The organism is Deinococcus frigens DSM 12807 (genome assembly GCF_000701425.1).
GTDB lineage: Bacteria > Deinococcota > Deinococci > Deinococcales > Deinococcaceae > Deinococcus > Deinococcus frigens.
This window is the reverse complement of record NZ_KL370781.1, coordinates 1-23,463: the sequence shown is the minus strand read 5'-3', so window position 1 is coordinate 23,463 and position 23,463 is coordinate 1. Positions and strand designations below refer to the sequence as shown.

At 65.5% G+C, this 23,463-nt stretch carries 24 protein-coding genes; 12 read left to right on the top strand and 12 right to left on the bottom strand.

Going from position 1 to position 23,463, the window contains the following annotated elements; genetic code table 11:
* Window positions 1-44: 44 nt before the first annotated feature.
* Complete coding sequence (locus tag Q322_RS0120200) at window positions 45-1,313, top strand: hydroxyacid-oxoacid transhydrogenase (protein WP_029479627.1); 1,269 nt, start codon at window positions 45-47, stop codon at window positions 1,311-1,313.
* 4 nt (window positions 1,314-1,317) lie between these two features.
* Here Q322_RS0120200 and Q322_RS0120195 read toward each other — a convergent pair whose 3' ends face one another.
* From Q322_RS0120195 to Q322_RS0120185, 3 genes are read right to left on the bottom strand one after another with little or no spacing between them, the layout of a single operon-like run.
* Window positions 1,318-1,662, bottom strand: coding sequence for a YraN family protein (locus Q322_RS0120195; RefSeq protein ID WP_029479626.1), 345 nt, complete (start codon window positions 1,660-1,662; stop codon window positions 1,318-1,320).
* A gap of 25 nt (window positions 1,663-1,687) precedes the next feature.
* Window positions 1,688-2,353 carry an HAD-IA family hydrolase gene (locus tag Q322_RS0120190; protein ID WP_029479625.1) on the bottom strand — a complete coding sequence of 222 codons (666 nt, stop codon included), beginning with the start codon at window positions 2,351-2,353 and terminating at the stop codon, window positions 1,688-1,690.
* The gene (locus Q322_RS0120185) at window positions 2,350-2,796 is read right to left on the bottom strand and encodes a putative dsRNA-binding protein (RefSeq protein WP_029479624.1); all 447 of its coding nucleotides are present in this window, start codon (window positions 2,794-2,796) and stop codon (window positions 2,350-2,352) included. The genes Q322_RS0120190 and Q322_RS0120185 overlap by 4 nt, the downstream gene beginning before the upstream one ends.
* Window positions 2,797-2,849: 53 nt before the next feature.
* Between Q322_RS0120185 and Q322_RS0120180 the strand changes: the two genes are divergently transcribed.
* Both Q322_RS0120180 and Q322_RS0120175 read left to right on the top strand, forming a co-directional pair.
* Window positions 2,850-3,335, top strand: a complete 486-nt coding sequence (locus tag Q322_RS0120180) for a hypothetical protein (RefSeq protein ID WP_029479623.1) — start codon at window positions 2,850-2,852, stop codon at window positions 3,333-3,335.
* Between the two features lie 95 nt (window positions 3,336-3,430).
* A complete protein-coding gene (locus tag Q322_RS0120175) occupies window positions 3,431-3,655 on the top strand; it encodes a PspC domain-containing protein (protein ID WP_156953208.1) in 225 nt (74 codons plus the stop codon).
* A 172-nt stretch (window positions 3,656-3,827) separates the two neighbouring features.
* On the opposite strand, the gene Q322_RS0120170 is transcribed toward Q322_RS0120175, so the two are convergent.
* The 4 genes from Q322_RS0120170 to Q322_RS0120155 form a co-directional block, all read right to left on the bottom strand.
* The gene (locus Q322_RS0120170; RefSeq protein WP_029479621.1) at window positions 3,828-4,307 is read right to left on the bottom strand and encodes a hypothetical protein; all 480 of its coding nucleotides are present in this window, start codon (window positions 4,305-4,307) and stop codon (window positions 3,828-3,830) included.
* 4 nt (window positions 4,308-4,311) lie between these two features.
* Window positions 4,312-4,608: a hypothetical protein gene (locus tag Q322_RS0120165; protein WP_029479620.1), complete on the bottom strand. Its 297-nt coding sequence runs from the start codon at window positions 4,606-4,608 to the stop codon at window positions 4,312-4,314.
* Between the two features lie 51 nt (window positions 4,609-4,659).
* Complete coding sequence (locus Q322_RS0120160; protein ID WP_029479619.1) at window positions 4,660-5,784, bottom strand: M20 family metallopeptidase; 1,125 nt, start codon at window positions 5,782-5,784, stop codon at window positions 4,660-4,662.
* 155 nt (window positions 5,785-5,939) lie between these two features.
* Complete coding sequence (locus Q322_RS0120155) at window positions 5,940-6,158, bottom strand: hypothetical protein (RefSeq protein ID WP_029479618.1); 219 nt, start codon at window positions 6,156-6,158, stop codon at window positions 5,940-5,942.
* Window positions 6,159-6,439: 281 nt separating this feature from the next.
* Here Q322_RS0120155 and Q322_RS0120150 point away from each other — a divergent pair, with 281 nt between their 5' ends.
* From Q322_RS0120150 to fumC, 3 genes are all read left to right on the top strand, one after another.
* Window positions 6,440-8,416, top strand: coding sequence for a S9 family peptidase (locus Q322_RS0120150; protein ID WP_029479617.1), 1,977 nt, complete (start codon window positions 6,440-6,442; stop codon window positions 8,414-8,416).
* An 89-nt stretch (window positions 8,417-8,505) separates the two neighbouring features.
* Window positions 8,506-8,949: a hypothetical protein gene (locus Q322_RS0120145; protein ID WP_156953207.1), complete on the top strand. Its 444-nt coding sequence runs from the start codon at window positions 8,506-8,508 to the stop codon at window positions 8,947-8,949.
* A gap of 50 nt (window positions 8,950-8,999) precedes the next feature.
* Window positions 9,000-10,394, top strand: a complete 1,395-nt coding sequence (gene fumC / locus Q322_RS0120140) for a class II fumarate hydratase (RefSeq protein WP_029479615.1) — start codon at window positions 9,000-9,002, stop codon at window positions 10,392-10,394.
* Between the two features lie 215 nt (window positions 10,395-10,609).
* Here fumC and Q322_RS0120135 read toward each other — a convergent pair whose 3' ends face one another.
* Both Q322_RS0120135 and Q322_RS23765 read right to left on the bottom strand, forming a co-directional pair.
* Window positions 10,610-12,442: an NPCBM/NEW2 domain-containing protein gene (locus Q322_RS0120135; protein WP_029479614.1), complete on the bottom strand. Its 1,833-nt coding sequence runs from the start codon at window positions 12,440-12,442 to the stop codon at window positions 10,610-10,612.
* Between the two features lie 414 nt (window positions 12,443-12,856).
* On the bottom strand, window positions 12,857-13,117 hold the full coding sequence (locus Q322_RS23765; protein WP_156953206.1) for a hypothetical protein: 261 nt from the start codon (window positions 13,115-13,117) through the stop codon (window positions 12,857-12,859).
* 185 nt (window positions 13,118-13,302) lie between these two features.
* On the opposite strand from Q322_RS23765, the gene Q322_RS0120130 reads away from it, so the two are divergent.
* The 3 genes from Q322_RS0120130 to ubiE are packed head-to-tail and all read left to right on the top strand — an operon-like array spanning window position 13,303 to window position 15,666.
* Window positions 13,303-14,493, top strand: coding sequence for a BioF/Kbl family PLP-dependent acyltransferase (locus Q322_RS0120130; protein WP_029479613.1), 1,191 nt, complete (start codon window positions 13,303-13,305; stop codon window positions 14,491-14,493).
* Complete coding sequence (locus tag Q322_RS22910; protein WP_211248952.1) at window positions 14,490-15,032, top strand: GNAT family N-acetyltransferase; 543 nt, start codon at window positions 14,490-14,492, stop codon at window positions 15,030-15,032. Before Q322_RS0120130 ends, Q322_RS22910 begins: the two co-directional genes overlap by 4 nt.
* Complete coding sequence (gene ubiE / locus Q322_RS0120120; protein ID WP_029479611.1) at window positions 14,938-15,666, top strand: bifunctional demethylmenaquinone methyltransferase/2-methoxy-6-polyprenyl-1,4-benzoquinol methylase UbiE; 729 nt, start codon at window positions 14,938-14,940, stop codon at window positions 15,664-15,666. Before Q322_RS22910 ends, ubiE begins: the two co-directional genes overlap by 95 nt.
* A 31-nt stretch (window positions 15,667-15,697) precedes the next feature.
* On the opposite strand, the gene Q322_RS22060 is transcribed toward ubiE, so the two are convergent.
* Both Q322_RS22060 and Q322_RS0120110 read right to left on the bottom strand, forming a co-directional pair.
* A complete protein-coding gene (locus Q322_RS22060; RefSeq protein ID WP_051668821.1) occupies window positions 15,698-16,126 on the bottom strand; it encodes an SWIM zinc finger family protein in 429 nt (142 codons plus the stop codon).
* Window positions 16,123-17,634 carry a UDP-N-acetylmuramoyl-L-alanyl-D-glutamate--2,6-diaminopimelate ligase gene (locus Q322_RS0120110; RefSeq protein WP_029479609.1) on the bottom strand — a complete coding sequence of 504 codons (1,512 nt, stop codon included), beginning with the start codon at window positions 17,632-17,634 and terminating at the stop codon, window positions 16,123-16,125. The genes Q322_RS22060 and Q322_RS0120110 overlap by 4 nt, the downstream gene beginning before the upstream one ends.
* Window positions 17,635-18,169: 535 nt before the next feature.
* Here Q322_RS0120110 and Q322_RS0120105 point away from each other — a divergent pair.
* The gene (locus Q322_RS0120105; protein WP_029479608.1) at window positions 18,170-19,549 is read left to right on the top strand and encodes a nucleobase:cation symporter-2 family protein; all 1,380 of its coding nucleotides are present in this window, start codon (window positions 18,170-18,172) and stop codon (window positions 19,547-19,549) included.
* A 115-nt stretch (window positions 19,550-19,664) separates the two neighbouring features.
* Here the strand turns inward: Q322_RS0120105 and Q322_RS0120100 are convergent, their stop codons facing one another.
* On the bottom strand, window positions 19,665-20,255 hold the full coding sequence (locus tag Q322_RS0120100; protein ID WP_029479607.1) for a TetR/AcrR family transcriptional regulator: 591 nt from the start codon (window positions 20,253-20,255) through the stop codon (window positions 19,665-19,667).
* Between the two features lie 110 nt (window positions 20,256-20,365).
* Between Q322_RS0120100 and Q322_RS0120095 the strand changes: the two genes are divergently transcribed.
* Both Q322_RS0120095 and Q322_RS23760 read left to right on the top strand, forming a co-directional pair.
* Window positions 20,366-22,987 (top strand): YhgE/Pip domain-containing protein, encoded by a 2,622-nt coding sequence (locus Q322_RS0120095; protein ID WP_029479606.1) that lies wholly within the window; start codon window positions 20,366-20,368, stop codon window positions 22,985-22,987.
* Between the two features lie 198 nt (window positions 22,988-23,185).
* A partial coding sequence (locus Q322_RS23760) for a helix-turn-helix domain-containing protein (RefSeq protein WP_162176651.1) occupies window positions 23,186-23,463 on the top strand: 278 nt, incomplete at its 3' end.

Sequence of the window (23,463 nt, the reverse complement as noted above, 5' to 3'; positions counted from 1 at the left end):
AGTACGGCCCGGTTGCTACAGTCAGCCCCATCGGAGGATAAACCATGAAGGACGAGCGGGAAACGATTTTTACCGTGGAGGCCACGCCGGTCAAATTCGGGCCGGGTGCGGCGCTGGAGGCGGGCTGGGAATTGCGGCGGCTGGGGGCGCGGCGGGTGTTTTTTGTGGTGGACCCCGAAGTGCTGCGCCTGGGGCTGGCCGAGGCCGTGCTGGAGTGCATTAAGGCCGAGGGCATCGAGGTCATCCTCTATTCGGAGGTGGAGACGGAGCCGACGCTGGCCTCGTTTGAGCGGGCGGCGCACGCGGCGCGTGAGGCGGATGCCGACGCCTTCGCCGCGCTGGGGGGCGGCAGCGCCATCGACACGGCGAAAGTGGCGAATCTGGTGGTCTCGGACGGCGGCGGGATCATGGAATACGTCAATCCCCCGGTAGGTGGGGGCCGTCAACCCAGCGCACCCCTGCGCCCCCTCCTCGCCATTCCCACCACCCCCGGCAGCGGTTCGGAGGCGACCACCGTCGCCATTCTGGACATCCCAGAACTGCGGATCAAGACCGGCATCAGCCACCGCCGTCTGCGGCCCATACAGGCCATCGTGGACCCCGAATTGACCCGCAGCGCGCCCGCCGCCGTGATCGCCTCGGCGGGGCTAGATGTGGTGTGCCACGCTGCCGAGAGTTTTCTGAGCCGCCCGTACACGTCCCGCCCGCGTCCCGCCACACCCGGCGAGCGCCCACCGTACCAGGGCAGCAACCCGGTGGCCGACCTGTGGTCCGCGCAGGCCATTCGCAACGGCGGTCAGTATCTGCGCCGCGCCGTGCAGGACGCCGAAGATGGCGAGGCCAGGGGAGCCATGATGCTCAGCGCCACGATGGCGGGCGTGGGCTTCGGCTCGGCGGGCGTACATATTCCGCACGCCTGCGCCTACCCGGTTGCGGGCCTGAAACACGAGTACCGCCACCCCGGCTATGCCGGCGACAAGAACTTCGTGCCACACGGCTTCAGCGTGATCGTCACCGCACCCGCCGCCTTCCGCTTCACCTTCGACAGCGATCCGGCACGGCACATACAGGTGGCTTCCATGCTGACTGGGCTGGAGTATGACGTAGATGACCGGGACGCCCTGCCCGACGCCCTGCGCTCGCTGATGCGTGATGTGCAGGCCCCGATGAGCGTGCGCACCTTCGGTTACGATGACTCGGACATTCCCGCATTGGTGGACGGAGCGTTCAAGCAGCAGCGCCTGCTCAACGTCGCCCCGCGCACGCCCACGGCGGAGGATCTGGCGCGAATTTTCATGCAGTCGATGGGGTAAATCCCTAGCCCTCCACGTCCAGCAAATGAATCTCCCCCGTTTGCGCCGGACCGTCAATGGTCAGCACTTCCAGACGGCACGGTAGATCGTCGCGGCCCAGTTCACGGGTCAGGTATTCCAGCGCCGCGCGGTGCATCAGCGCCAGCTTGCGCGGCGTGACGCTCTCGGCGGCGCTGCCGTAACGACTGTGGCGGCGCTGGCGGACCTCGGTGAAGACCAGCGTGCCGCCCGGCTCCCGCGTGACCAGATCGATCTCGCCGCCGGGAATGCGGTAGTTGCGGGCCAGGACCTCGCGCCCCAGACCCAGCAGGTGGGCGGCGGCGCGGTCCTCGGCGTCCGCGCCTTTCAAGAGCGGGGGGACGCGGCCCGGTCCGTCACTCGCCCAGCCACATGGCCCACCCCGTGAAGTCCGGCACCGCCAGCCCCGCGCCTGCCTCCAGCAAAGCCGCTCCAGGGGCAGTGGTGGTCAGGGCCACGACGCGGCAGCCTGCCCCAGCAGCACTTTTGACCCCATTCACGGCGTCCTCGTGGGCCAGGCAGGTGGCGGCATTCAGGCCCAGCCGCTGTGCGCCCAGCACAAACGGCTCCGGGTGGGGTTTGCCGCGCGTGACATCCTCGCCCAGCACGCGCGTTCCGAAGCGTGTGCCCAGGCCCAGCGCCGTCATGCCAAAGTCCACGTTCACGCGGTCCGCACTGGTCACCAGGCTGTAGGGAATGCCGCGCGCCTCCAGCACCTCCAGGTAAGCGCTGAGGCCCGCCACCTCGCGCATTTTGCCGGAGGCAAGCTCGCGGTAACGGCCCTCCTTGGCCTCGTGGAAGCGGGAGAGCAATTCGGCGTCGGGGTACTGGCCGGTCAGGCGCTCGATGATCTCGGGGTTGCGTCCGCCGTCCACCTTGGTGTCCAGATCATGCTCGGTCAGGTTCAGGCCCAGCACCGTAGCGGCCACCTCCTGCCAGGCCTGACGATGAAAGGCGTTATTGGCGGTCAGCACGCCGTCCATGTCGAACAGCACGCCCGCCGGACGCCACGGCCAGCTCACCCTTCCTCCTCGGGACCGTGGCCCAGTTCGGCCAGCAGATCGCGGTACAGGCGGGCGGCGTCGGCGCGCACCTCGTCCAGCGTGGCGTCCTCGGGCGCGAGGTCCAGGGCCGTTTCCAGCGCCGCCTCCAGCACGCCGGAATAGATCGGCCAGCGGGCGGGAGTCTGCGTTCCGGCTTCCTGCGGCCCAGCGTCCTTTGTCCCGGCGTTCTGCGGCCCGTCGTCCGTGACGCCGTCCAGCGCCCGCATGGCCGACTCTGCTGCCAGTCGCTCGGCGTCCCTTTTGCTGCGGCCCTCGCCGCCTGCGCCCAGCACGCGCCCGCCCGCGATCACCTGCACGCGGAAGAGGCGCTCGTGGGCCGGGCCGCGTGACACCGCCTCGAACAGGGGCGCGCCCTGCCCCTGGCCCACCAGCCGCGCGATCAGTTCACCCTTGGCATTCATGGCCCCAGACTAGGGCATCGGCCCTGAAGGTGCCGGGCGCGTTAGCCTGGGCCATGCGTCCGCTGCTGCCCCTGTTGCTCGTCTGCTGCGCCACCTGGGCGGGAGGTCTGGTCCAGTCGCGGAATCTGCCGCCCGCCAGTCCCCTCAAACCCGGCCAGGTCTGGACCCTGAGCGGCACGACGGTGGAGGGCGAGGTCTTCCAGACGAGGTTGCGCCTCAAATCCCAGCCGCCCACAGGCACGCCCGCCACCTACCGCGCAGACCGGGGCATGCTGCTGCTGGACCAGAAAAACGCCTCGCTGATTGCCCTGGATCTGGCAGACGCACAGGACGGCGGGCTGGCGCTGGCCTGCGTCTACAGCGGCCCGCTGAGCGGCAAGAAGTTTGAGGGCGTGCTGGCCGCTGCCACGCTGGACAACCTGCCGCCCTTGCTCGAGGCTGCCCTGGCCGTCTTCCGCGTCGCCACAACGCCACGGGACCGCGCCGAGGCCAGTGCCGAGCTGCGGCTGGGCCAGTGCGTGCTGGCGCTGGAGCAATAGACCTGGCCAACTTTGGATGGAGAAAAACTGTCCACCAAAAGGCTGTTTCGCACGGTTTGCGCGGGGCGCAGACTGCGCGCACGAAAAAAGAACTGGTGCGCGACCTGGACAGAAAAATTCTCGGCAGTGTGATGGCGGGTCTGCAACAGAGTTACGCGCCGCAGACGGACCTCTCGCTGCTGCGGGCGCTGGTGGCGGCAGGCAGCCTGCTGATTCCGCCGCTGGCTCCGGCGGTTGTGGTGGCTTACGGCGTGCTGTGGGCCGTCACGCCGCGCCCCGACAACCAGCGGGGCCACAGACAACCCCAGCCCCTCGCATGATGCGTGAGCAGATGCCACTGGGCCATCAGGTTCATGCGATCAGGTCGGGTGACATCCCTTCCCTTGCACCTGAACTGCCTGTGAGCGGACATGCTGCGGTTGGCAAACGGGCGTTTTGCAGGTTCGTGGCGTTCCGGCACAGGAAACGGACCGCATCGGTGGAGGAGGCCCATCAGCCGCAGGGCCGTTCCTCAGCCACACGCCCGCCCAGAGCGCGCAGGCGACGGCGCAGGGCCAGAATGTAGAGTTCGGGCGGCACCTCCTGGCCGTAGCACCACGCCCGGACTTCACGCGTCTGTGCGGCCCGCAGCAGCTCATCGAGCACGAGCAGCAGGTGTTCGCGGCCCGCACGGGCTTCGGCCAGCAGCTCGGGCAGGGCCATCCCGGCCAGCGGGACGGTCTGCCGGAACGGGAGCCTGTCCCAGTCGTCGCCCAGCCCGATCCGCATCTCCATCCCAAACTTGCGCTCCATGCCGATGTTGCCGCGCAGGGTGTGCTCAGCCCCCGCGCCCCAGCCAGGCGAGAACAGCACGGCAAAATATTCGGCGCTCAGCCCACTGAGTTCCCGGCGGGCTGTTGCAATGCTGGTGGTCCGGGCCTCGGCGCGCAGAACGTCCAGTGGGTGGGTGTCGGCATCAGGCGGCGGGGTCAAGGCGTCAGTCCTCCCACTCGCTGACCGGCACGAATTCCACGCCGTCGCCAGTGGTAGACAGCACCTGATAACGCCTGTTGAACTGCACTACCAGCTCGCCCCGGTCCAGGTGCTGCGATGAGATCACCGGCTTGCGGAACACGTAATTGCCGTCGTCATCGATGCCGATGTGCGCGCCCTTGGTAAAGCGGAACTCGACGATCTCGCTGTTGCGGGCGGTGCGAACGCGCACGCGGAAGGTCTGGGCGTCGTCCTGCTTGACGTTGGGATTGGCGGGCGGTTTGCGGAACAGGTTGAACATGGGGCCTCCGGGTGGGGGTGGGGCGGGAACGTCGGGCAGGTTCGGGCCGTCTCAGATTTCCCTGAGCAGCCGCTCCAGCAGCCGCACATGATCGGGCCAGCGGTCCAGCCGGATGTGCTCGTGGGTGGCGTGCGCGCCGTCGCCGGGTGCGCCCAGGCCGTCCAGGGTGGGCGAGAGCGGCGCGGTGAAGTTGCCGTCGCTGCCGCCGCCCACGAACTCGTGGCCCAGCGTGAAGCCCAGCTCCTGCGCGGCAGCCTGCGCCCGCTCGAACAGCCCCAGACTGCCGCCGCCCTGCTCGAAGGGAGGCCGGTTCAGCCCGCCCAGGATGGTCAGTTTCACGCGCGGATCGTCCGGGGTCATGGCCTGCACGGCTGCCGTGACGCGTTCGGCCTCGGCCAGCGTGGACACGCGCAGATCGATGTCCAGCAGGCACTCGGCGGGAATCACGTTGACGGCGCTGCCGCCCCGGATCAATCCGACACTCAGGGTGGTGCCCAACTCCGGGCGGGCCAGGGTCTGCACCTCCAGCACGGCCCTGGCGGCGGCGGTAATGGCGCTGGCCCCCTCCTCCGGCTTGTTTCCGGCGTGGCTGGCGACGCCCTGAAAGTGCAGGGAGAAGTGGCCGGTGCCCTTGCGCCCGGTCTTGAGGTTGTGGCTGTCGGCCACCGGGGGTTCCACCACCAGCACGGCGCGGGCGACGCCAGCGGCGGCCTCAATGTGCGCGCGGCTGCTGGCGCTGCCGGTTTCCTCGTCCGGCGAGAGCAGCACCTGCACGCCGCCCCTGGGCCACTGGTGATCCAGGGCACGCAGCGCGTGGAACAGCCCCACAATTCCGGCCTTCATGTCGTAGGTGCCGGGGCCGTACAGGCGGTCGCCGTCCTGACGCCAGGGCATCTTTTCCAGGGTGCCGTGCGGCCACACGGTATCGGCGTGGGCCAGCACCAGGATCGGCTGCCCGTCGGCAGCATTGACTTGACCGGCGGTCCCGAAGTTGAGCAGCCGGGTGCCGCCGGGCAGCGCGTGCGTCTCCGCGCCCAGCTCGCGCGCCCAGTGTTCCACCACGTCCATGACGCGGCAGATTGCGGCCAGATCGGTAGACGGCGACTCGATGTCCACTAGGGTTCGCAGGTCGCTGAGCATGGCCTTCAGGTCGGGTTGATCGGATGGGGATGACATGACTCCATGCTACTCCGGCCCAGGCGGGCGCAAAAAATCCCCCTCCCACCAAAGCGGCACGGCAGGATGATCCGGCAAATGGTTGCAGCAAATCCGGTCCAGCAAAAAGACCTCCGGCCCGGTCGGGTCAGAGGTCCAGTGAGAGGGCTATCGCTTCAGGTCAGCAGGGCGATCTGCTGCGGATCGGCCTTGACCCTGGCGCGGCCCTTCAGATACAGCTCGTTGACCGCCTCCTTGCCGAAGATGCGGCTCAGGCTGCTGCTGGTCACTTCGATGGTGCGCGCGGCGTTGCGCCCGGCGCTGGTCTCGCCGCTGATTTTCAGTCGAACGATGTTGGTGGTGCCGGGGACCCAGGTACACGAGAGTTCTTGCATGGCAGACCTCCAGGGGATGGGAAAGGGGGTGAAGGCGATGGGGCCAGAGGGACACCGTCCGCACCGGCAGGGCTGAACTTGAGAGCGCCGGTGGCCCCGCCACGTCTTGTAGGGAGCGCGGCAGAGCCGAAAGCAGACGGACCAGATTGAAGCCGGTGAAGCAGGTTCGTCTAGACTAACTGACGCCGATCTGACCATCAGGAATTATTCTGCAATTGGTCTTTACCAATTCATCATGATGGTCTGCTGGGCCGCTTGTAAGACGGGCTATTGTGGGGCGCATGTCCAACCCGAATCCTGGCCATCCAGTCCCCGGTCCTGGCAGCCTGCTGGCCCTGGCCTTTCCCTCCGATCCGCAGGTCAGCCCGGATGGGCGTCGCGTCGCCTTCGTGCTGGCCCGCGTGGAGGAGGAAGACCTCCAGAAGCCCGACCGGGACTTTGCCAGACCGCGCTACAAGTCCCACCTGTGGCTGGGTGACGGCACAGATCATGACGGAACGGGGGCGCGGCAGCTCACCACCGGCGAGGGCCGCGACACCGCGCCGCGCTGGTCACCGGACGGGCAGACCCTGGCCTTCGTGCGCGACGGCAACGGACGAAAGGGGCAGGTCCATCTGCTGCCGCTGGGCGGGGGCGAGGCGCGGCGCGTTACTACCTTTAAAGGAGCCGTGCAGGACCTGCAATACAGCCCCGACGGGCGCTACCTGGCCTTTTTCAGCCCGGGCGACGATGAGGACCAACGCGACGAGCGCGGCGAGGCCCGCGTGATCACCCGCCCCCGCTACCGCTTTAACGGGCGCGACTGGCTGCCCGAACGCCCGGCTCGGCTGTGGCGCTACGACGTGCAGAAAGACGAATTGACCGAATGGCTCGCGCCCGAGATCGAGGTCACGGGCTACGCCTGGCAGCCGGATTCAGAGGGCGTGCTGTTTGTGTCCAGCGCCGATGAGCTGAAGGCGGTTCACTGGCAGCAGGAGGTCTACCGCCTGCCACTGGACGGCCCGCCCGCACAGCTCAGCCGCTGGAACTCGGCCATCGGCACGCTGATTCCCCACCCGGACGGACAGCGCTTTGCCCTGGTAGGCCGCCCCGAGGGCAAGGGCAGCCCGGAGAACAGCCACCTGTTCCTGGTGGCTGCCGACGGCTCGTGGCGGCGGCTGGACGAGCGCCACGATTACGGCGTGGGCAACCTGGTGGGCGGCGATTGCCATGTCGGGGCGCTGCCCGAGCAGCCGGTCTGGCTGGACGAGCAGACCCTGCTGTTTTCCAGCACCGTGCGCGGCAGTTGCGGCCTGTTCCGCGTCACGCTAGGCGGCGAGGTCACCCCGCAGGACCACGATCCGCAGGCCGTCATTCCCTCTTTCACGGCGGCTGGCGGCGGCGTGGCCCTGATCCGCGAACGGGCAGACCGCTTTCCCGAAGTGGAATTGAACGGCGTTCAGGTGACGAAGCTGCATGACCGTCTGCCCTTTCCCGCCCGCACCCCCGAGCGCGTGACCTTCCAGAATGAACTCGGCGAGGGCGAGGGCTGGGCGCTGCTGCCCGGGGGCCAGGAAAAAGTCCCCGCCCTGCTGAGCATCCACGGCGGCCCGCACACCGACTACGGCCACGCCTTTATGCACGAGTTCCAACTGTTTGCGGCGCGCGGCTCTGGCGTGTGCTACAGCAATCCGCGCGGCAGCGCCGGTTACGGTCAGGCGTGGGTAGACGACATCCACGCGCGCTGGGGCGCCCCCGACATGGACGATCTGCTGAACTTCTTTGACCGCTGCCTGGAGGCGTATCCGCGTCTGGACGGAACACGCAGCGCCGTGATGGGCGGCAGTTACGGCGGTTTCATGACCAACTGGATCACCGGCCACACGACGCGTTTTCAGGCCGCCATCACGGACCGCAGCATCTGCAATCTGCTGTCGTTTGGCGGCACCTCCGATATCGGAATGCGCTTCTGGGACGACGAGCTGGGCCTGAACTTCCACCGCCGCGCCGACGCGCTCAGGCTCTGGGACCTCAGCCCGCTGCAATACGTGGAGGACGTGAAGACGCCCACCCTGATCGTGCATAGCGTGCTGGACCACCGCTGCCCCATCGAGCAGGCCGAGCAGTGGTATGCCGCCCTGACCCTGCACGGCGTCCCGACGCGTTTCGTGCGCTTCCCGGAGGAAAACCACGAACTGTCGCGCGCGGGCCGCCCGGACCGGCGGATTAAGCGGCTGGAGGAGTACCTGGGCTGGCTGGAGCAGTGGCTGAAGGCATGAAAACCTTCTGTCTTCTTGGCCTGGCCCTGTGTGCGGGGGCGCTGGCTGGAGGCGCAGAGCCGCTTCAGCCTTCCACACGCATGGAGATTTTGAAACGGATTCCAGGCGTCAGCGACGTGCGCGAGTTCACGCCGCCATTTTCTGCGGGGGCCACCCATTGGCTGCGAATCCGCGTTGGCTCCAGTACCACTGAAGTTCTAGGATCTCTGGGGGCGGGCAACGGGGCTGGACGTGTCAATTCAGTGCTGTTGTGGATCGATACGCCGCAGGCCACAACACTTCAGAAACAGGCCGTGACCGCTGTGGCGCGTGGTGTGCTGGCCCGCTGCATGATTGGGGTGAGCGCCGCCCAGCTCAAGGGGGTTAGCGCGATTGCAGCACGGTCTTGGGTGGTGCCGACGGGTTTTCAGGAGAAGCCATTGGGACAGCTCAAAATCGGTTGGGGACAGCGAGAGGCTTTGCAAGTTGGTCCCCGGAACGTCAGCGGCCTAAGTCTGAACTGGCCCCGCACTCTCAGCCGCTGCGATCTGTAAAGCCTGGCTGGGCCTGATCCTCCGGCCCCTACCCCGCTAAACTGCCCCACATGACTCCTACCCGCAAGGAATCCGACACGATGGGCACGCTGGATGTGGCCGCCGACCGCTACTGGGGCGCGCAGACCGAGCGCAGCATCCACAACTTCCCGATTGGCCGCGACACCTTCGTGTGGGGCCGCCCCGTGATCCGCGCGCTGGGCATTCTGAAAAAGGGCGCGGCGCAGGCCAACGCGGAGCTGGGCGAGCTGCCGCAGGATGTTGCGGACCTGATCGTGCAGGCCGCCGACGAGGTGATTGCCGGGAAGCTGGACGATCACTTTCCGCTGGTGGTCTTTCAGACCGGATCGGGCACCCAGAGCAACATGAACTCCAACGAGGTCATCAGCAACCGGGCCATCGAAATCGCGGGCGGCCAGATGGGCAGCAAGGCACCCGTGCATCCCAACGATCACGTTAACCGGGGCCAGAGCAGCAACGACACCTTTCCCACCGCCATGCACATCGCCGTGGTGCTGGAGCTGAACGAGCGCCTGTACGGCGACGTGGGCAAGCTGCGGGATACCCTGCACGCCAAGGCCGGGGAGTTTGCGGGTCTGGTCAAGGTGGGCCGCACGCACCTGCAAGACGCCACCCCGATCACGCTGGGCCAGGAGATCGGTGGCTGGGTGGCACAACTGGACTACGCGCTGGCCGAGGTCAGGCACGCCGGGGAAGGGCTGCTGGACCTCGCCATCGGGGGAACGGCGGTGGGGACGGGCCTGAACGCGCACCCGAAATTTGGCGATCTGGCCGCCAAGAAGTACGGGGCCGAGACGGGCTTCGCCTTCCGCAGCGCCGAGAACAAGTTCGCCGCCCTGAGCGCCCACGACGCGCTGGTGCAGACCTCTGCCGCCCTGCGGACGCTGGCGGGGGCATTGATGAAGATGGCGAACGACGTGCGCTGGCTGGCGAGCGGCCCGCGTAACGGCATCGGCGAGATCACCATTCCCGAGAACGAGCCGGGCAGCTCCATCATGCCCGGTAAGGTCAACCCCACCCAGTCCGAGGCGCTGACGATGGTGGCGACGCGTGTGTTCGGCAACGACGCCACGGTGGCCTTCGCCGGATCGCAGGGCAACTTCCAGCTCAACGTGTTCAAGCCCGTGATGGTTCACGCCGTTCTCGAAAGCATCCGCCTGATCAGCGACGCTTGCTTGGCCTTCAACGACAACTGTGCGGTGGGCATTGAGCCGAACCTGGAAAAGATCAAGCACAACTTGGACATCAACCTGATGCAGGTCACCGCCCTGAACAAGCACATCGGCTACGACAAGGCCGCCGCGATTGCCAAGAAGGCGCACAAGGAGGGCAGCAGTCTCAAGGAAGCGGCGTTGAGCCTGGGTGACGTCACGGACGCAGAATTTGACGAATGGGTGGTGCCGTTGGACATGACGCGCAATTGAATCTTTCGCGTCTCTCACCTCTGGCCCGGATTCATTTAGGATGCGGAGACGCGCCTTGTGAAAGATCAGGGTCCAGTTTGCCGCTTCGTGATGAAAGACGATTCCCGTCAAGCCAGCGAGAAGCCGGAAGGGAACGAAAAGAAGACCTGCCGTGCGTGGCAGGTCTTCTTGGCTTCACTTCCTGGATGAAGCCGATACTTTTCGACAGTTAAGGCTCAGTTCGGTCCCACGCTCAGGCCAGCGGCGCGGAACTTGCTCTGCCAGAGCTGGTACTCCTGCTTCTCGGTATCCAGCGTCACCGCGCCGGACCAGGACTTGTTGTTGTAGCAAGTGCTGGAGCAGTCGGCGAACCAGGTGTTGTTGAACCAGGTGCTGTTGTCAGACCGGATGCGGGTCCAGCCAATCACGTTGTCGTGAACCGTGTTGTTGAACCATGCCCCAGTGCGCTTGCCACTCATGACGTCCCAGACGTAAATCCCGACGTTCTGGGACTGGTTGGTCTCGCCGGTGGGCAGGCGTCCGCTCGAGAGAATGCGGTTGTTGTACACCTTGTGGTCATGGCCCCCGGCGATGCCGATCCCCTGGTTGGAGGTGCTGACGATCTGGTTGTTGTAGACGTCGACGTAGCCGCCCGCCTTGCTCAGGTCGTCCACCGGACCGTCGCCCAGCATGATGCCGCCACCGGAGTACTTTGCGGCTGAACTTGGGTCGACCGCGAATGCGCCCTGGATGTAATTGTCATGGATCTGCATCCGGCTGCTGGACGTGCCGCTGGTAGAGTACAGGTTGATGTTCTCCTCCAGCGAGCTTTTGCCCGGCTCGTTGATGACTTCGTTCCAGGCGATTTCCATGCCGGGCACACCATAAACTTTGGCAATCTGTGCGAACTGGACATAATAGCGGTCACCGTTGTACCCGCCCTTGCCGTCACTCTTGCGCCCATCAATGTTCTTGGCCTTGTTGCGCAGGATCTTGATGGTCTGTCCGGACGCCTTGCCGTAGAATTGATTGACGTAAATGCCCGTCGTGCCTTCCATGTAGTTGTTCTCTACCCGGAGGTTGTAGACCTCTTCGGCGGCAATGAAGCGTCCGGCGGGCCGGCCACTGATGTTGGGGTTCATACCGTAGCCGTTGGAATTACGGACGGTCAGGTTCACCTTCCAGCCGCGAATCAGTTCGCCGCGTCCGCGCAGGTTCGAGCCTTCGATCACGACCGGTTCAGTGGTGGAGATGCGCACGGTAGGCACATAGGGGTCCAGGCTCTGCCAGTTACCCCGGTAGGTGCCGCCCTTGGTGATGACCAGCGGCCCGCTGTACTGGACATTGCCGGTGGGCGGAGCGACGCTGGGCGGCGCAGGGCTGGGCGGCACAGGCGGCGCAGGCGTGGCGGACACATTGCAGTCCATCAGCGTGGCCCCACCCCAGTCGGCGTGATCGTAATTGATGTTGTCGCCGCCGTCGGTCACCACCAGCTTCAATTCCTGGCGGCCCGAGACGTCCACGTTGACGGTCTTTGCTGCCTCCGCACCGGTCATCGTGCCACTGTCGAAGAGCTTGACTCCGTCGGCGTACACCTTGAAGACCACGCTGCCCTGGTTGCCTACCTCGTCGTCGAGGCCGACGTCGCTGACGAACCTGCTGCACTGGCCGCCCAGGTTAAAGGTCATCGAGGAGTTGGCGTGGGTGCCGAAGCCGCTGTCGTACTTTTTGCCGTCGATGCTCAGTGCCCGTCCGTCATTGGACCCTTTCTCGCCGTTGCTCATGTTGCGCTCGATGGGACCCCAGCCGTTGGTGGCGGCCGTCCACGGTTCATAGCTCAGCGTGTTGTTGCCGGAATTAATTGCCTGGGGTTTCAGGGTGCCCCCGGAGTCGGCCAGTCCGTTGTCATCAGAAACCCAGGAGTGGTCCGTGCCGTCGTAGATGAATTGACTGCCGTCCTGCTGATCGGCCTGTGGTTGAGGCGCGGCGGTCTGCTGTGAACAGGCGGCCAGGGTCAGGGTCAGGGCCAGAGCGGTCAGGGAAAAAGCAGCACGGGGGGAATGGGACATGGTGGGTTTCCTCTTGGACGGATGGGGGTGATGACTTGGTCGATTCAGGTTGCAGTTACAGGCGTCGTTGGCCTGAGCGTGTGTTCCTGGGCAACCATGTCGGGCGTAGTGATGCGTCTGGCCGCTGGAAAATGTACCTTGGATCAATCTGCTGCCGAAGTACCGCCGTTGTGCATGCACAGTTACCTTAACCAAATCTTATTAGAGGAGTCTGCAAATCATTCTCTTGAAACGCTTCTCATGGCGCTCATAATTTGGTGCCGAGGCTTTAAATCTGGCAATTTCTTGAAACGTCGGTCAGATATGACGAATGGAGGATCAAGCGCCGATACACTCTTTCTCAACCAACGCAGCGCCATCACCACACCCGCGAGACGACGAAGTCCCGGCAGGGCCATCTGCCTGCAAGCTCTCTCATGTTGCCGTTTCGCAAACTGCATTTATGAAGGTACTTTCACATTGAGTCTTGTCAGGGATCGGCGCTTTGAACAGGCTGATATAGACCGGCCCCTTTCCAGACGGGTGGATATGCCTTGGCAACCCGGACCGCTCCCGCGCTTCCAGATTACGCAGGTCATTCTTTCCACTTTCCAGGCCGGGTGATGTCGGTACTTCAGGCGTGATGCGCACGGCGTTCAAATCCGGCACAAGCGGGAAAGTGCCAAACCACGCCACGCGTCTACTCTGCTTCTCCTTCCAGCCAGATTAAAGCGAGGACTTCTACTGCAAGCCGTGTGCTGGGACGTAAGATTTCCCAACGTGACCGGCTTCCCCACGACTGTTGCTTTGAGGCTCCGCTCCCTTGAAGACTGTCTCTGGCTCACGGACAGACACCGGGGCACGCGCCTAGACTCTGGGGCATGACCACCTCCCTTTCAGATCGTCTGAGCGCCGAACTTTCGGGCCTGCGGGACAGCGGACTGCTGATCAGACCGCGTGTGCTGGACGGGGCCAACCGCGCCCGCATGAGGGTGGACGGCAAAGAGGTCGTGAACCTGGCGAGCAACAATTATCTGGGGTTCGCCGATCATGCCCGCCTCAAGGAACGGGCCGCCGCCTACCTGCGCGAATGGGGTGTGGGGGCCGGGGCCGTGCGGACCATCGCCGGAACGCTGCGGATTCACGAGGAGCTGGAGGCGCAACTGGCCGCTTTCAAGCACACCGGCAGCGCGCTGGTGCTGCACAGCGGCTTTACCACCAACCAGGGCGTGCTGGGCGCGCTGCTGCGCGAGGGGGATCTGGTGGTCAGCGACGAGTTGAACCACGCCAGCATCATCGACGGGCTGCGGCTGACCAAGGCCACCAAAAAGGTCTACAGGCACGCTGACGCGGGCGATCTGGAACGGCTCTTGCAGGAGCACGAGACCGGCGGCCTGAAGCTGGTGGTCACCGACGGCGTGTTCAGCATGGACGGCGATCTGGCCCCGCTGGATAAATTGATCGAGGTGGCCCGCAAATACGGCGCGGTGACCTACGTGGACGACGCTCACGGCAGCGGCGTGATGGGCGAGGCCGGGCGCGGCACCGTGCATCACTTCGGCTTTGAGAACGCTGACGACGTGATCCAGGTGGGCACGCTGTCCAAAGCCTGGGGAGGCGTGGGAGGCTACGCCGCTGGACACGCGGACCTGCGCGAGCTGCTGATCAACCGCGCCCGCCCCTACCTGTTCTCCACCGCGCAGCCCCCGGCCGTGGTGGGCGGTCTGGTGGCCGCCATCGAGGAAGTGCAGCGCGACCCATCCCTGATGCGGCGGCTGTGGGACAACACGCATTACTTCAAGGCTGAACTTGAAAGGCTGGGCTTCGACACCATGGGCAGCGTCACGCCCATCACCCCGGTCCTCTTCGGGGAGCCGGAGGCCGCCTTCGAGGCCAGCCGCCTGCTGTTTGAGGAAGGGGTTTTCGCCGTGGGCCTGGGCTTTCCCACCGTGCCGCGCGGCAGCGCCCGCATCCGCAACATCGTGACTGCCGAGCACACGCGCGCCGATCTGGATCAAGCGCTCTCGGCCTATGAGAAGGTGGGCCGCAAACTGAAGGTGGCGGGCGTCTGATCGATTACCGCGTCCGCGACCTGCCCGATCTGTCCGCACTAGGTCAACTCCGGCAGGCTGCGTGGGGCGGCCACGATGACGGCAGCGCTTGGAGCCGCATCCTCGAACACTCGCTGACCTGGATCACCGCCTTTGACGGCACAGAGCTGGTGGGCTTTGTCAATGTCGCGTGGGACGGCGGTGTTCATGCCTTTTTGCTGGACACCACGGTTCACCCGGGCTGGGCGCGGCGCGGCATTGGCACCGAGCTGGTGCGGCGGGCGGCGGCGGCAGCGCGCGAACACGGTGGTCTGGAGTGGCTGCATGTGGACTACGAACCGCATCTGAGCGGCTTTTACGAGCTATGCGGCTTTACGCCCACGCCAGCGGGATTGCTGCGGCTGGACCGATTCTTCTGGTTGCCCTTCCCGCCTGTCCCGTCCCCGCCCGGCTATCATCTTGCCCATGACCGCCGCACCGAAAAAGCCCTCCGTGGGCGACAGACAGGACAAGGGCGGCGATGTGCAGGCCATGTTCGCCTCGATTGCCCCGCGTTATGATCTGCTCAACCGCGTCCTGAGTCTGGGCGTGGACCGGGGCTGGCGGCGCGAGGCGGCGCGCGAGGCGCTGGCCTTTGCCCCCGCGCGGGTGCTGGACGTGGCGACGGGGACGGCAGATTTTGCGCTGGAACTCAAACGCCGCGCGCCGGGTGCGGAGGTGGTGGGCAGCGACTTCGTGCCGCAGATGCTGGAGATCGGGCGGAGCAAGGCGGCAGCGCGGCATCTGGACATCGCACTGGAGGAGGGCGACGCCCTGAACCTGCCCTACCCGGACGGCAGTTTCGACAGCGTGACCTGCGCCTTTGGCTTCCGCAATTTCGCCGACTACGCGCGCGGCCTGTCCGAGTTCTGGCGGGTGCTGGCCCCCGGCGGACGGGCGGTGATCCTGGAATTTCCGCCGCCGCGCGCCGGATTGTTCGGCAGCGTGTTCCGCTTTTATTTCCAGCATGTGCTGCCGCGTATCGGCGCTGCTGTCAGCGGCAACGCGGGTGCGTACACCTACCTGCCCGAAAGTGTGCTGGCCTTTCCCCCGCCTGACCGCCTGGCGGACCTGATGCGCGCCTCCGGCTTTCGCACACGCCACCGGCTGCTCACCTTTGGGATCGCGGCAATTCATGTCGGGGACAAGCTGTAGGGCCAGTCTGATCGTCAACCGGCCTGCCGCTTTACCAGTCGTCCTCTTCTTCCCAGCGGTTCTCGCCCACTTCGCGCGTCCAGTCGCGTACCGCCGCAGGATGGTGTTGTAGCAGCCGCTCCAGCAAGGCTTCCACATCTGCGTCGGCCCAGCCCTGGACGCCGGGCAGGCGGCGGGCAGCCGGCGCGGCGACAAAGGATTCGGGCGAGGCTTGCCAGACCAGCAAGGCGGCGCAGACGTGTTTGCACATGGCGTTGTGGTCATCGGGGCAACTGCACCCCCATGCGCCCCGGCCCAGGTCCACCGTTACCCGGTACGGCGCGCGTTCGCTGCCCTGCACGCGGGCGCGCAGCGTCTGGCCGTCGCGGGTGCAGGCCTGAACGCTGCCCTGGAGAGACAGCGCCCGTTCGCGTACCTTCTCGCTGGCGTGGGCCAGCAGCCCGCCGGTTCCAGCGCTCATCGGCGGGCCGCCCTCTGCCAGGCGGCCAGTGCCGCCCTCGCCACTGCTCCCTCGTCCCAGGGAATGGTGCCGTCGGCGCGTTCCAGGGTGTCTTCCGGCCCCTTGCCAGCCAGCAGCACGGTGTCGCCCGGCTGCGCCCGCCGGATCACGTCCGCGATGGCCTCCGCACGGTCAGGAACGGTGGTGAAGTTTCTGCGCCCCGCCTCCCGCGCCCCGCGTTCCATCTCGCGCAGGATCTCGTCCAGCGGCGTGTCGCGGCAATCTTCCTCGGTGAAGACGGCGTGATCGGCCAGCTGCGAGGCCACCTCGCCCAGCGGCGCGCGTTTACCAGGATCGCGCGGCCCGCCCGCCGAGCCGATCAACACCCACAGGCGGCCCGGCGTGGTGGTCCGCAGGGTCCTCAGGGCTTTTTCCAGACTGGGCGGCGTGTGCGCGAAATCCACGATCACGCGCGGGGCAGGGCTTTTAGATGCAGGGCCGTCGCCCGGCAGCAGTTCCATGCGCCCCGGCACGCCCCGGAAGGAGGCCAGGCCCGCCGTCAGTTGTTCCGCCGTTGCGCCCAACTGCGCCGCCGCCGCCATCCCGGCCAGCGCATTGGCCACGTTGAAGCGCCCGATCATGGGGAGGAGCGCCTGGAATTCCCCCAGCGGCGAGGCCACGCGCCAGCTCAGCCCGTTCGCGCCCTCCTCGATGTCATGCGCGGTCCAGTCGGCCTGATGGCCCTCGGCGCTGTACGTGGTTTGTTGCGGTGCCAGACCGGTCAGCCGCGCGGTCCACGGATCGTCCGCGTTCAGGACGGCGTGGCGGGCGCGTTCGATCAGCTTGCGCTTCTCGGCGAAGTAGTTCTCCACCGTCCCGTGAAAATCCAGGTGTTCGCGGCTCAGGTGGGTCCAGACCGCCACCGCCCACTCCACGCCGCGCACCCGCTCCAGGGCCAGGGCGTGGCTGCTGGCCTCCAGCACCGCCGCCGCCGCGCCCGCCGTGACCATCTCGCGCAGGGTGCGCTGGACCTGTGGCGCTTCGGGGGTGGTGAAGTGGGCCGGAAAATGCCGCAGCTCGCCGTCCGGCAATTCGTAGCCCACCGTGCTGAGCAGGCCGGTCTGCAAGTCCGCCGCCCGCAGCAGATGGCGGGTCAGCCACGCGGTGGTGGTCTTGCCGTCGGTGCCGGTGACGCCTACCACGCTCAGTTCCCGGCTGGGGTGGCGCTCCAGCGCCGCCGCCGCGTCCGCCAGCGCCGCCCGCGCGTCCGGCACATGCAGGTAGGGCAGGGGAGAGGTCATTCCATCTGGCAAGCCCTCGCCCAGCACAGCCACTGCCCCGGCCAGCCGCACCTTTTGAATAAAGCTGTGGCCGTCGAACCGCGCCCCGCGAATGGCCACGAACATGTCGCCTGGCCCGGCCCAGTCAGCGTTGTGGGTGACGCCGCGCACCTGTGGGTCAGGCAGATCGGCGCTGGATGTCTCAGTGCTGGGAAGGTTCAGGGCGGCGGCCAACTCTTGCAGACGCATGCGCCGAGGGTAGCAGGGGCAGGAGGCGGTAAAGGAGGGGGACGGACCGCCCAAGTGACAACTCAGGCCCACGCGCCGATCCTCCTTGACAGACGTACCCCGCGAGTCTGGAAGGACGGAAGCGCCAACGCATATGCCGCGACGGTTGGCCGCTTCAACGTGCTGGCGACCCCCTCGCCCCTCCTTTCACGGAAACCCGCATTTGTCCCTCACTACTGTAACTGGTCCAGTGACCATCTTTTTGAACCGGGTTGAAGGTGGGTCAGGTCCCGCAGACTGCGTTCTTTTCACCGTCTGAGTGGGCCTTTGCACGCAGATGAGGTGGTGCTGATCAAACCTTGACACTATTTTAAAAAAGATTTACACTAGGTGGTAATTAGACAGCTAAGGAAGTGCCTCCAAGCAGGGTGACCGGGGGGAGCGGTAGAGCAACGGTAGGAAGCACGGGGCAGGTTTCAGCAACGATGCGCGGCAAGCCACTTCTAGACGCATAAACGCAATCTGCACTGGCCCAGACGGTCAGCCCGGAGGACACATGACGACCACACCAACCCGCAACACAGTTCACCCCGTCGATGAGGTTTTGCCCGTTCAGAACATGATCGCCTTTGGATTGCAGCACGTCCTGAGCATGTACGCAGGCATCGTGGCCGTGCCGCTGATCCTGTCGACGGCGCTGGGCCTGGAAGGCGACGCCCTGGTCCGCATCATCGGCGCGAGCTTTTTCATGTGCGGTGTGGCCACCTTGATCCAGACCATCGGCTTCGCAGGTTTTGGGGCCAAGCTGCCCATCGTGCAGGGCACCACCTTCGCGGCGGTGGCCACCATGATCGCCATCGGCAAGGCCTACGGGCTGCCGGGCATTTATGGGGCGGTGATCGCGGGCGGCGTGCTGACTGTGCTGCTCGCACCGTACTTCTCCAAGTTGCTGCGCTTCTTCCCGCCAGTGGTGGCCGGAACGGTGATTTTAATGATCGGCGTGTCGCTGATGCCCGTTGCCATTCGCTGGGCGGGCGGCGGCGTTCCCAGCCTGCCCACCTTCGGCGCTCCTGCCAACCTGGGCCTGGCGCTGCTGACCATGGTGATCGTGCTGCTGCTGACCCGCTTCGGCAAGGGCTTTCTGAGCCGGGTGGCGGTGCTGCTGGGCCTGGTCCTGGGGACCATCGTGGCCGCCATCTTCGGTCTGGCCAACTTCTCCGGCGTGGCCACGGCGGCCTGGTTCGGCTTCAGCGCGCCCTTTTATTTCGGTACACCCACCTTTAACTGGGTCCCGGTGCTGTCCATGCTGCTGGTGATGCTGGTGGTGATGGTGGAAACCACCGCCGACATCCTGGCAATCGGCGAAGTCACGGAAAAAGACGTGGACGCCAACACCGTCGCCAAGGGCCTGCGCGCCGACGGCCTGTCCACCGCGCTGGGCGGCATCTTTAACGCCTTCCCCTTCACCGCCTTCGCTCAGAACGTCGGTCTGGTGCGCTTCACCGGCATCAAGAGCCGCTTCGTGGTGGCGGTGGCGGGCGTCATCCTGATGCTGCTGGGCTTCATTCCCAAGCTGAGCGCGCTGGTGTCGTCCATCCCCCTGCCCGTACTGGGCGGCGCGGGTCTGGTGCTGTTTGGTACGGTGGCTGCCGCCGGGGTCCAGACCCTGTCGAAAGTCAATATGAACGACACCCGCAACCTGATCATCGTGGCGGTCAGCGTAGCCCTAGGCGTTATTCCCTCCACGGTGCCCACCGTGTACCAGCAACTGCCCGAACAGGCCCGGCTCTTCCTGGACAGCGGGATCACCTCCGCCGCCGTCGCCGCCATCCTGCTGAACATCCTGTTCAACATCATCGGCAACAACACGCCGCACCCGTCCTCGCTGGCCGCATCCGCGAGCCACGCGCCGGAGGCCGGAGACGTTCACGGCTGAACCCGGAGGCACACAGCAAAGACCGCTCGCCGAAACGCCCCCCTGCCGAAAATGGTGGGGGGTCTTTTGGAGCCGGCAGGCGAAGGTTCTGGGCGAAATAGGCGTCGTGTTGCAGTCAGGTTTGCCTGATCTCCAGCGAGATACCTGCAACACCGCCCGCAATAAATTGCCCAATGGCCTGCGCCTGGGCCTGTGCGTCTGCCCCGCTCTGCGTCCCCTGCACTGCCTCCACGGCTGCCGCCTCTAGCAGCAGCGTGATCAGTTGCAGGATCTGCGGCTGCCGCGCCTCTGTCCGGCGGTAGGGTTCTAACCATTCTTCCAGTTGCCGAAGAAGTTGGCCGCGCTGTTCGCGGAAGATGGGACCGCCGCCGCTGTGCAGCAGGAGCAATAATTCCCGCTCATGGAGGAGCGCCAGGAACAGGGCGCTGAAGGTGTCGGCGCGGAACTCGCCGGACGTGGGCAGCAGTGGCCGCAACCGCGCCCACATGGCGGGCAGCCGCTCGGCCAGCAGGGCGCACAGCATGGCCTCGGTGGATGTGAAATAGCCATACACCGTGGGCCGCGAGGTCTGGAGTTCACGGGCAATGTCGTTCATGCCCACGGCCTCAAAACCCTTATCAATAAACAACGCCGACGCAGCTTCCAGAATCTGCTCGCGGCGGTTCTCTGCACTCAGTCGGCGGGTGGGCGGGACGGTGGCAGGCATGCGGCGAGTCTACCACTTTTCTGACGTTCTGTCACTTGACGAAGTGTCAGTAAAAGCGGATACTGGGGGCATTTGGGGAGAGCTGTGTCTTCCCTCTCCAAGGAGTATCCATGTCCCCCACAACCAGACTGGCCCAAGACTTCAAAATCCTGACCCCCGCCGAGCGCAGCCTGTGGCGGCATCCCATGATGTGGCTGTCTGCCGCTGCGATTACCGTGGTGCCGATGATATACGTGGGCATTTACCTGGGTAGCGTGATTGACCCCTACGGTAACCTGAGCAACCTGCCGGTGGCGCTGGTCAATCTGGATACGGGAACGCAGAGCCGGGGCGAGGTAGTGGAGCTGGGCGCGCAAGTCGTCAAAGACCTACGCGACAATCCCAAATTCAACTATTTGAGCTACCCCACGGAGGCAGCGGCGCAGGACGCCGTGCGACGCGGTGACGCCTATTTTTCGCTGACGCTGCCCACCAATTTCAGTGCCAGAGCGGTTGCGGGAAGCAGCTCCAGCCACGGCCTGCTGAAGTTCTATGTCTCGGAGGGTGGCAGCTACTTCGCCAGCCGCGTGGCGTCCACCTTTGCTACCACCCTCAGCGAGGAACTGAACCGCACGCTGGGCGAGAACCGGTGGGAAGTGGTGGGCGATTCGCTCAAGGACGTGCAGAAGGGCTTCAACGACATTCGCACGGCCACCGGAAAACTGCGGGACGGCGCAGTCACGCTGGAAGTCGGCACGAAGGCATTGAAGGGAGGCGCGGGCGATCTGGCGAGCGGCGCGAAGACGGCGGCGAATGGCGGCACACAACTGACGAGCGGCGTGAAGTCGCTTTCAAGCGGTGTCGGCAAGCTCACGGACGGCAGCGCCAAACTCTCCACTGGGTTGCGTCAGTTGGAGTCGGCAGCGCCTGGTCAGGCCCAACTCGCGCCCTTAAAAAGCGGCGTGGCACAGCTTCAGGGCGGTGCGTCCAAGTTGTCGGGCGGCCTGAATCAGCTTTCGGATGGGGCATCCACGCTCTCAGACGGTGCAAAGAAGGCGAATGCAGGCGCGGCACAACTGGCGGGCGGCAGCAAGGAATTAGCCACCAAACTTCCCCAGCTTCAGAGCGGATTGAGCCAGCTTTCAGACGGGGCGAATCAGCTTTCGGCGGGTACAAAATCAGCTAGTGCTGGAGCCGGAAAACTGGCCGCCGGGAACAAGCAGCTCGCGGGCGGACTGGGGGATCTGTCGGGCGGCTTGCAGCAGGCCACGGACGGGGCCAACCAACTGAATCAGGGGGCTGCCGAACTCGCCACCGGAACCAGAACGCTGAATGAATCGGTGAAGGATCAGGCACTCTTGCCCGGCGAACTCCAGGGTGGCGTGGCGCAGATCAACAGCGGGGCCGCGCAGGTTCAGCCGGGCAGCAACAGCCTGAGCAATGCGCTGCCCAAACTGGCGGATGGGGCGGCAAAAGCGGCGGCTAGCGCCGGACAACTCGCCACCGGAGCAACTGATCTGGCGGCAACGGCGGCCAAAGTGCAAACGGGCGCGGCCAGCCTCGCCACCGGTTTGAAGGACGCTTCCACCGCCTCCGCTACTGCTGTGGAAGGCGCGCAGCAGCTCAGCGCCGGGGCCACACAACTGACGACTGGCACGGCGCAACTTCAGAGCGGGGCCGCGACGCTGGCCCAGAAATCCAGCGAGGCGGCGAGGGGCTCGGCTGATCTGAGTGCGGGGGCAACCTCCCTGCAAAGTGGCGTGAATACGCTGGTGGACGGCAATCTCAAGATCAAGGATGCTTTGGGCCAGATCACCACCCAACTGCCCGCGCAGGGCGATCTGGAGGGCCTTAAAACTGGAGCCTCCACTCTAGCCCAGAAGTCCAGCGAACTGAGTGGCGGCTTGAAAACCCTGAGTGGTGGGGCCACCAAACTCCAGACCGGCGCGGCTGATCTGGATGCCGGGGCCGTCAAGTTGCGCGACGGGCTGGACACCCTTTACAGCGAGATTCCTGCCGATACCGAGCAACTCGGCGGTGATCCGGCGGGCCTCAGCGCCAGCGTGCTGCCCATCACCCAGACCTTTGCGCCCGTCAAGAACAACGGGGCCGGGTTCGCGCCGTATTTCATGGCGCTGGCGCTGTGGGTGGGCGTCACGCTGACCACGTTTATCTTCCCGTACAGCCAGTTGCCCCGCCGCGGGCGCGGCACCTCGCAATTTGCCCGGATGCTGCGCAAGGCCGCCGTTCCCGCCGCGCTGGTCTGCGTTCAGGCGCTGCTGGTGGTGTGGGGTGTGCATGCGCTGGGCATGGAGTTCCTGCACCCGGCGCAGGTGATCGCCACGGCGCTGGCCTCCAGCCTGACCTTTCTGACGCTGGTGCTGGCGCTGATCTTCCTGTTCGGCGCGGCGGGGCGGCTGATTGCGCTGGTGCTGCTGGTGCTTCAGCTCGCGGCGTCGGGGGGCAGCTATCCGGTGGAACTCTCGCCGTCCTTTTTCGGGGCCATCCACAACTTCATGCCGGTCACGCAGAGCGTCAACGCCTTTCGCCACGCCCTCAGCGGCGCGTTTCAGGGCAGCTACCCCACCTTCATGCTGGTGCTGCTGGGCATTGCCGTCCTGAGCGTGGGCGCGGGCCTGCTCGGCAAACGCCGCTGGGAAGTGGTGGCCGACGGGGACTTCAAGCCTTTAATCACCTCGCCCCTGGTGTCGGAGGAAGTGCATCACGAGAAGGAGGAGCTGGCGCGGGGGTGAGGGCTGAGCCGGAAGGCAAACCCCTCATACGGATTCCGATTAATTCTTTAACACCCCAGAAAAGCGCCGGGATGTTGATCCATACGCAAAACCCGTATTTCTTCCTACTCGCTTTGCTCGGATTTCCATCGTTTTTGCAAACGATTCAATCGGAATCCGTATCATACGGATTCCGATTAAACAGTTTATAATAGAGGGATGAAACCTGCACTCTTCACTCGTCCCCTCGCACATCAAGCGGCTGACTTCTGGCAGCTCTTCGAGACCAGTACCTGTGCCGTCCAGCGGCGCAGAGCGCAATTCTTTGCGCTCCTGGCAGAACGTCGTCCCCTTGCCGAGATTCTGGCGCTGACCCGCTATAGCCGGGTCACGGCCTACTCACTGGTCAATCGGTATCACACCCTGGGTCTGGAGAGCCTCGCGGACGGACGACAGACCAATACTGGTGCGCCCCCTGTCTTGACCGCCGACGAACA

Coding starts and splice junctions, on each gene's coding strand:
- Q322_RS0120165 (WP_029479620.1), bottom strand. CDS start 4,608: ATGTTCAACCTGTTCCGCAAACCGCCCGCCAATCCCAACGTCAAGCAG.
- Q322_RS0120155 (WP_029479618.1), bottom strand. CDS start 6,158: ATGCAAGAACTCTCGTGTACCTGGGTCCCCGGCACCACCAACATCGTT.
- Q322_RS0120105 (WP_029479608.1), top strand. CDS start 18,170: ATGACGACCACACCAACCCGCAACACAGTTCACCCCGTCGATGAGGTT.
- Q322_RS0120110 (WP_029479609.1), bottom strand. CDS start 17,634: ATGCGTCTGCAAGAGTTGGCCGCCGCCCTGAACCTTCCCAGCACTGAG.
- ubiE (WP_029479611.1), top strand. CDS start 14,938: ATGACCGCCGCACCGAAAAAGCCCTCCGTGGGCGACAGACAGGACAAG.
- Q322_RS0120135 (WP_029479614.1), bottom strand. CDS start 12,442: ATGTCCCATTCCCCCCGTGCTGCTTTTTCCCTGACCGCTCTGGCCCTG.
- Q322_RS0120095 (WP_029479606.1), top strand. CDS start 20,366: ATGTCCCCCACAACCAGACTGGCCCAAGACTTCAAAATCCTGACCCCC.
- Q322_RS0120160 (WP_029479619.1), bottom strand. CDS start 5,784: ATGTCATCCCCATCCGATCAACCCGACCTGAAGGCCATGCTCAGCGAC.
- Q322_RS0120150 (WP_029479617.1), top strand. CDS start 6,440: ATGTCCAACCCGAATCCTGGCCATCCAGTCCCCGGTCCTGGCAGCCTG.
- Q322_RS0120130 (WP_029479613.1), top strand. CDS start 13,303: ATGACCACCTCCCTTTCAGATCGTCTGAGCGCCGAACTTTCGGGCCTG.
- Q322_RS22060 (WP_051668821.1), bottom strand. CDS start 16,126: ATGAGCGCTGGAACCGGCGGGCTGCTGGCCCACGCCAGCGAGAAGGTA.
- fumC (WP_029479615.1), top strand. CDS start 9,000: ATGACTCCTACCCGCAAGGAATCCGACACGATGGGCACGCTGGATGTG.
- Q322_RS0120180 (WP_029479623.1), top strand. CDS start 2,850: ATGCGTCCGCTGCTGCCCCTGTTGCTCGTCTGCTGCGCCACCTGGGCG.
- Q322_RS0120200 (WP_029479627.1), top strand. CDS start 45: ATGAAGGACGAGCGGGAAACGATTTTTACCGTGGAGGCCACGCCGGTC.
- Q322_RS0120185 (WP_029479624.1), bottom strand. CDS start 2,796: ATGAATGCCAAGGGTGAACTGATCGCGCGGCTGGTGGGCCAGGGGCAG.
- Q322_RS0120100 (WP_029479607.1), bottom strand. CDS start 20,255: ATGCCTGCCACCGTCCCGCCCACCCGCCGACTGAGTGCAGAGAACCGC.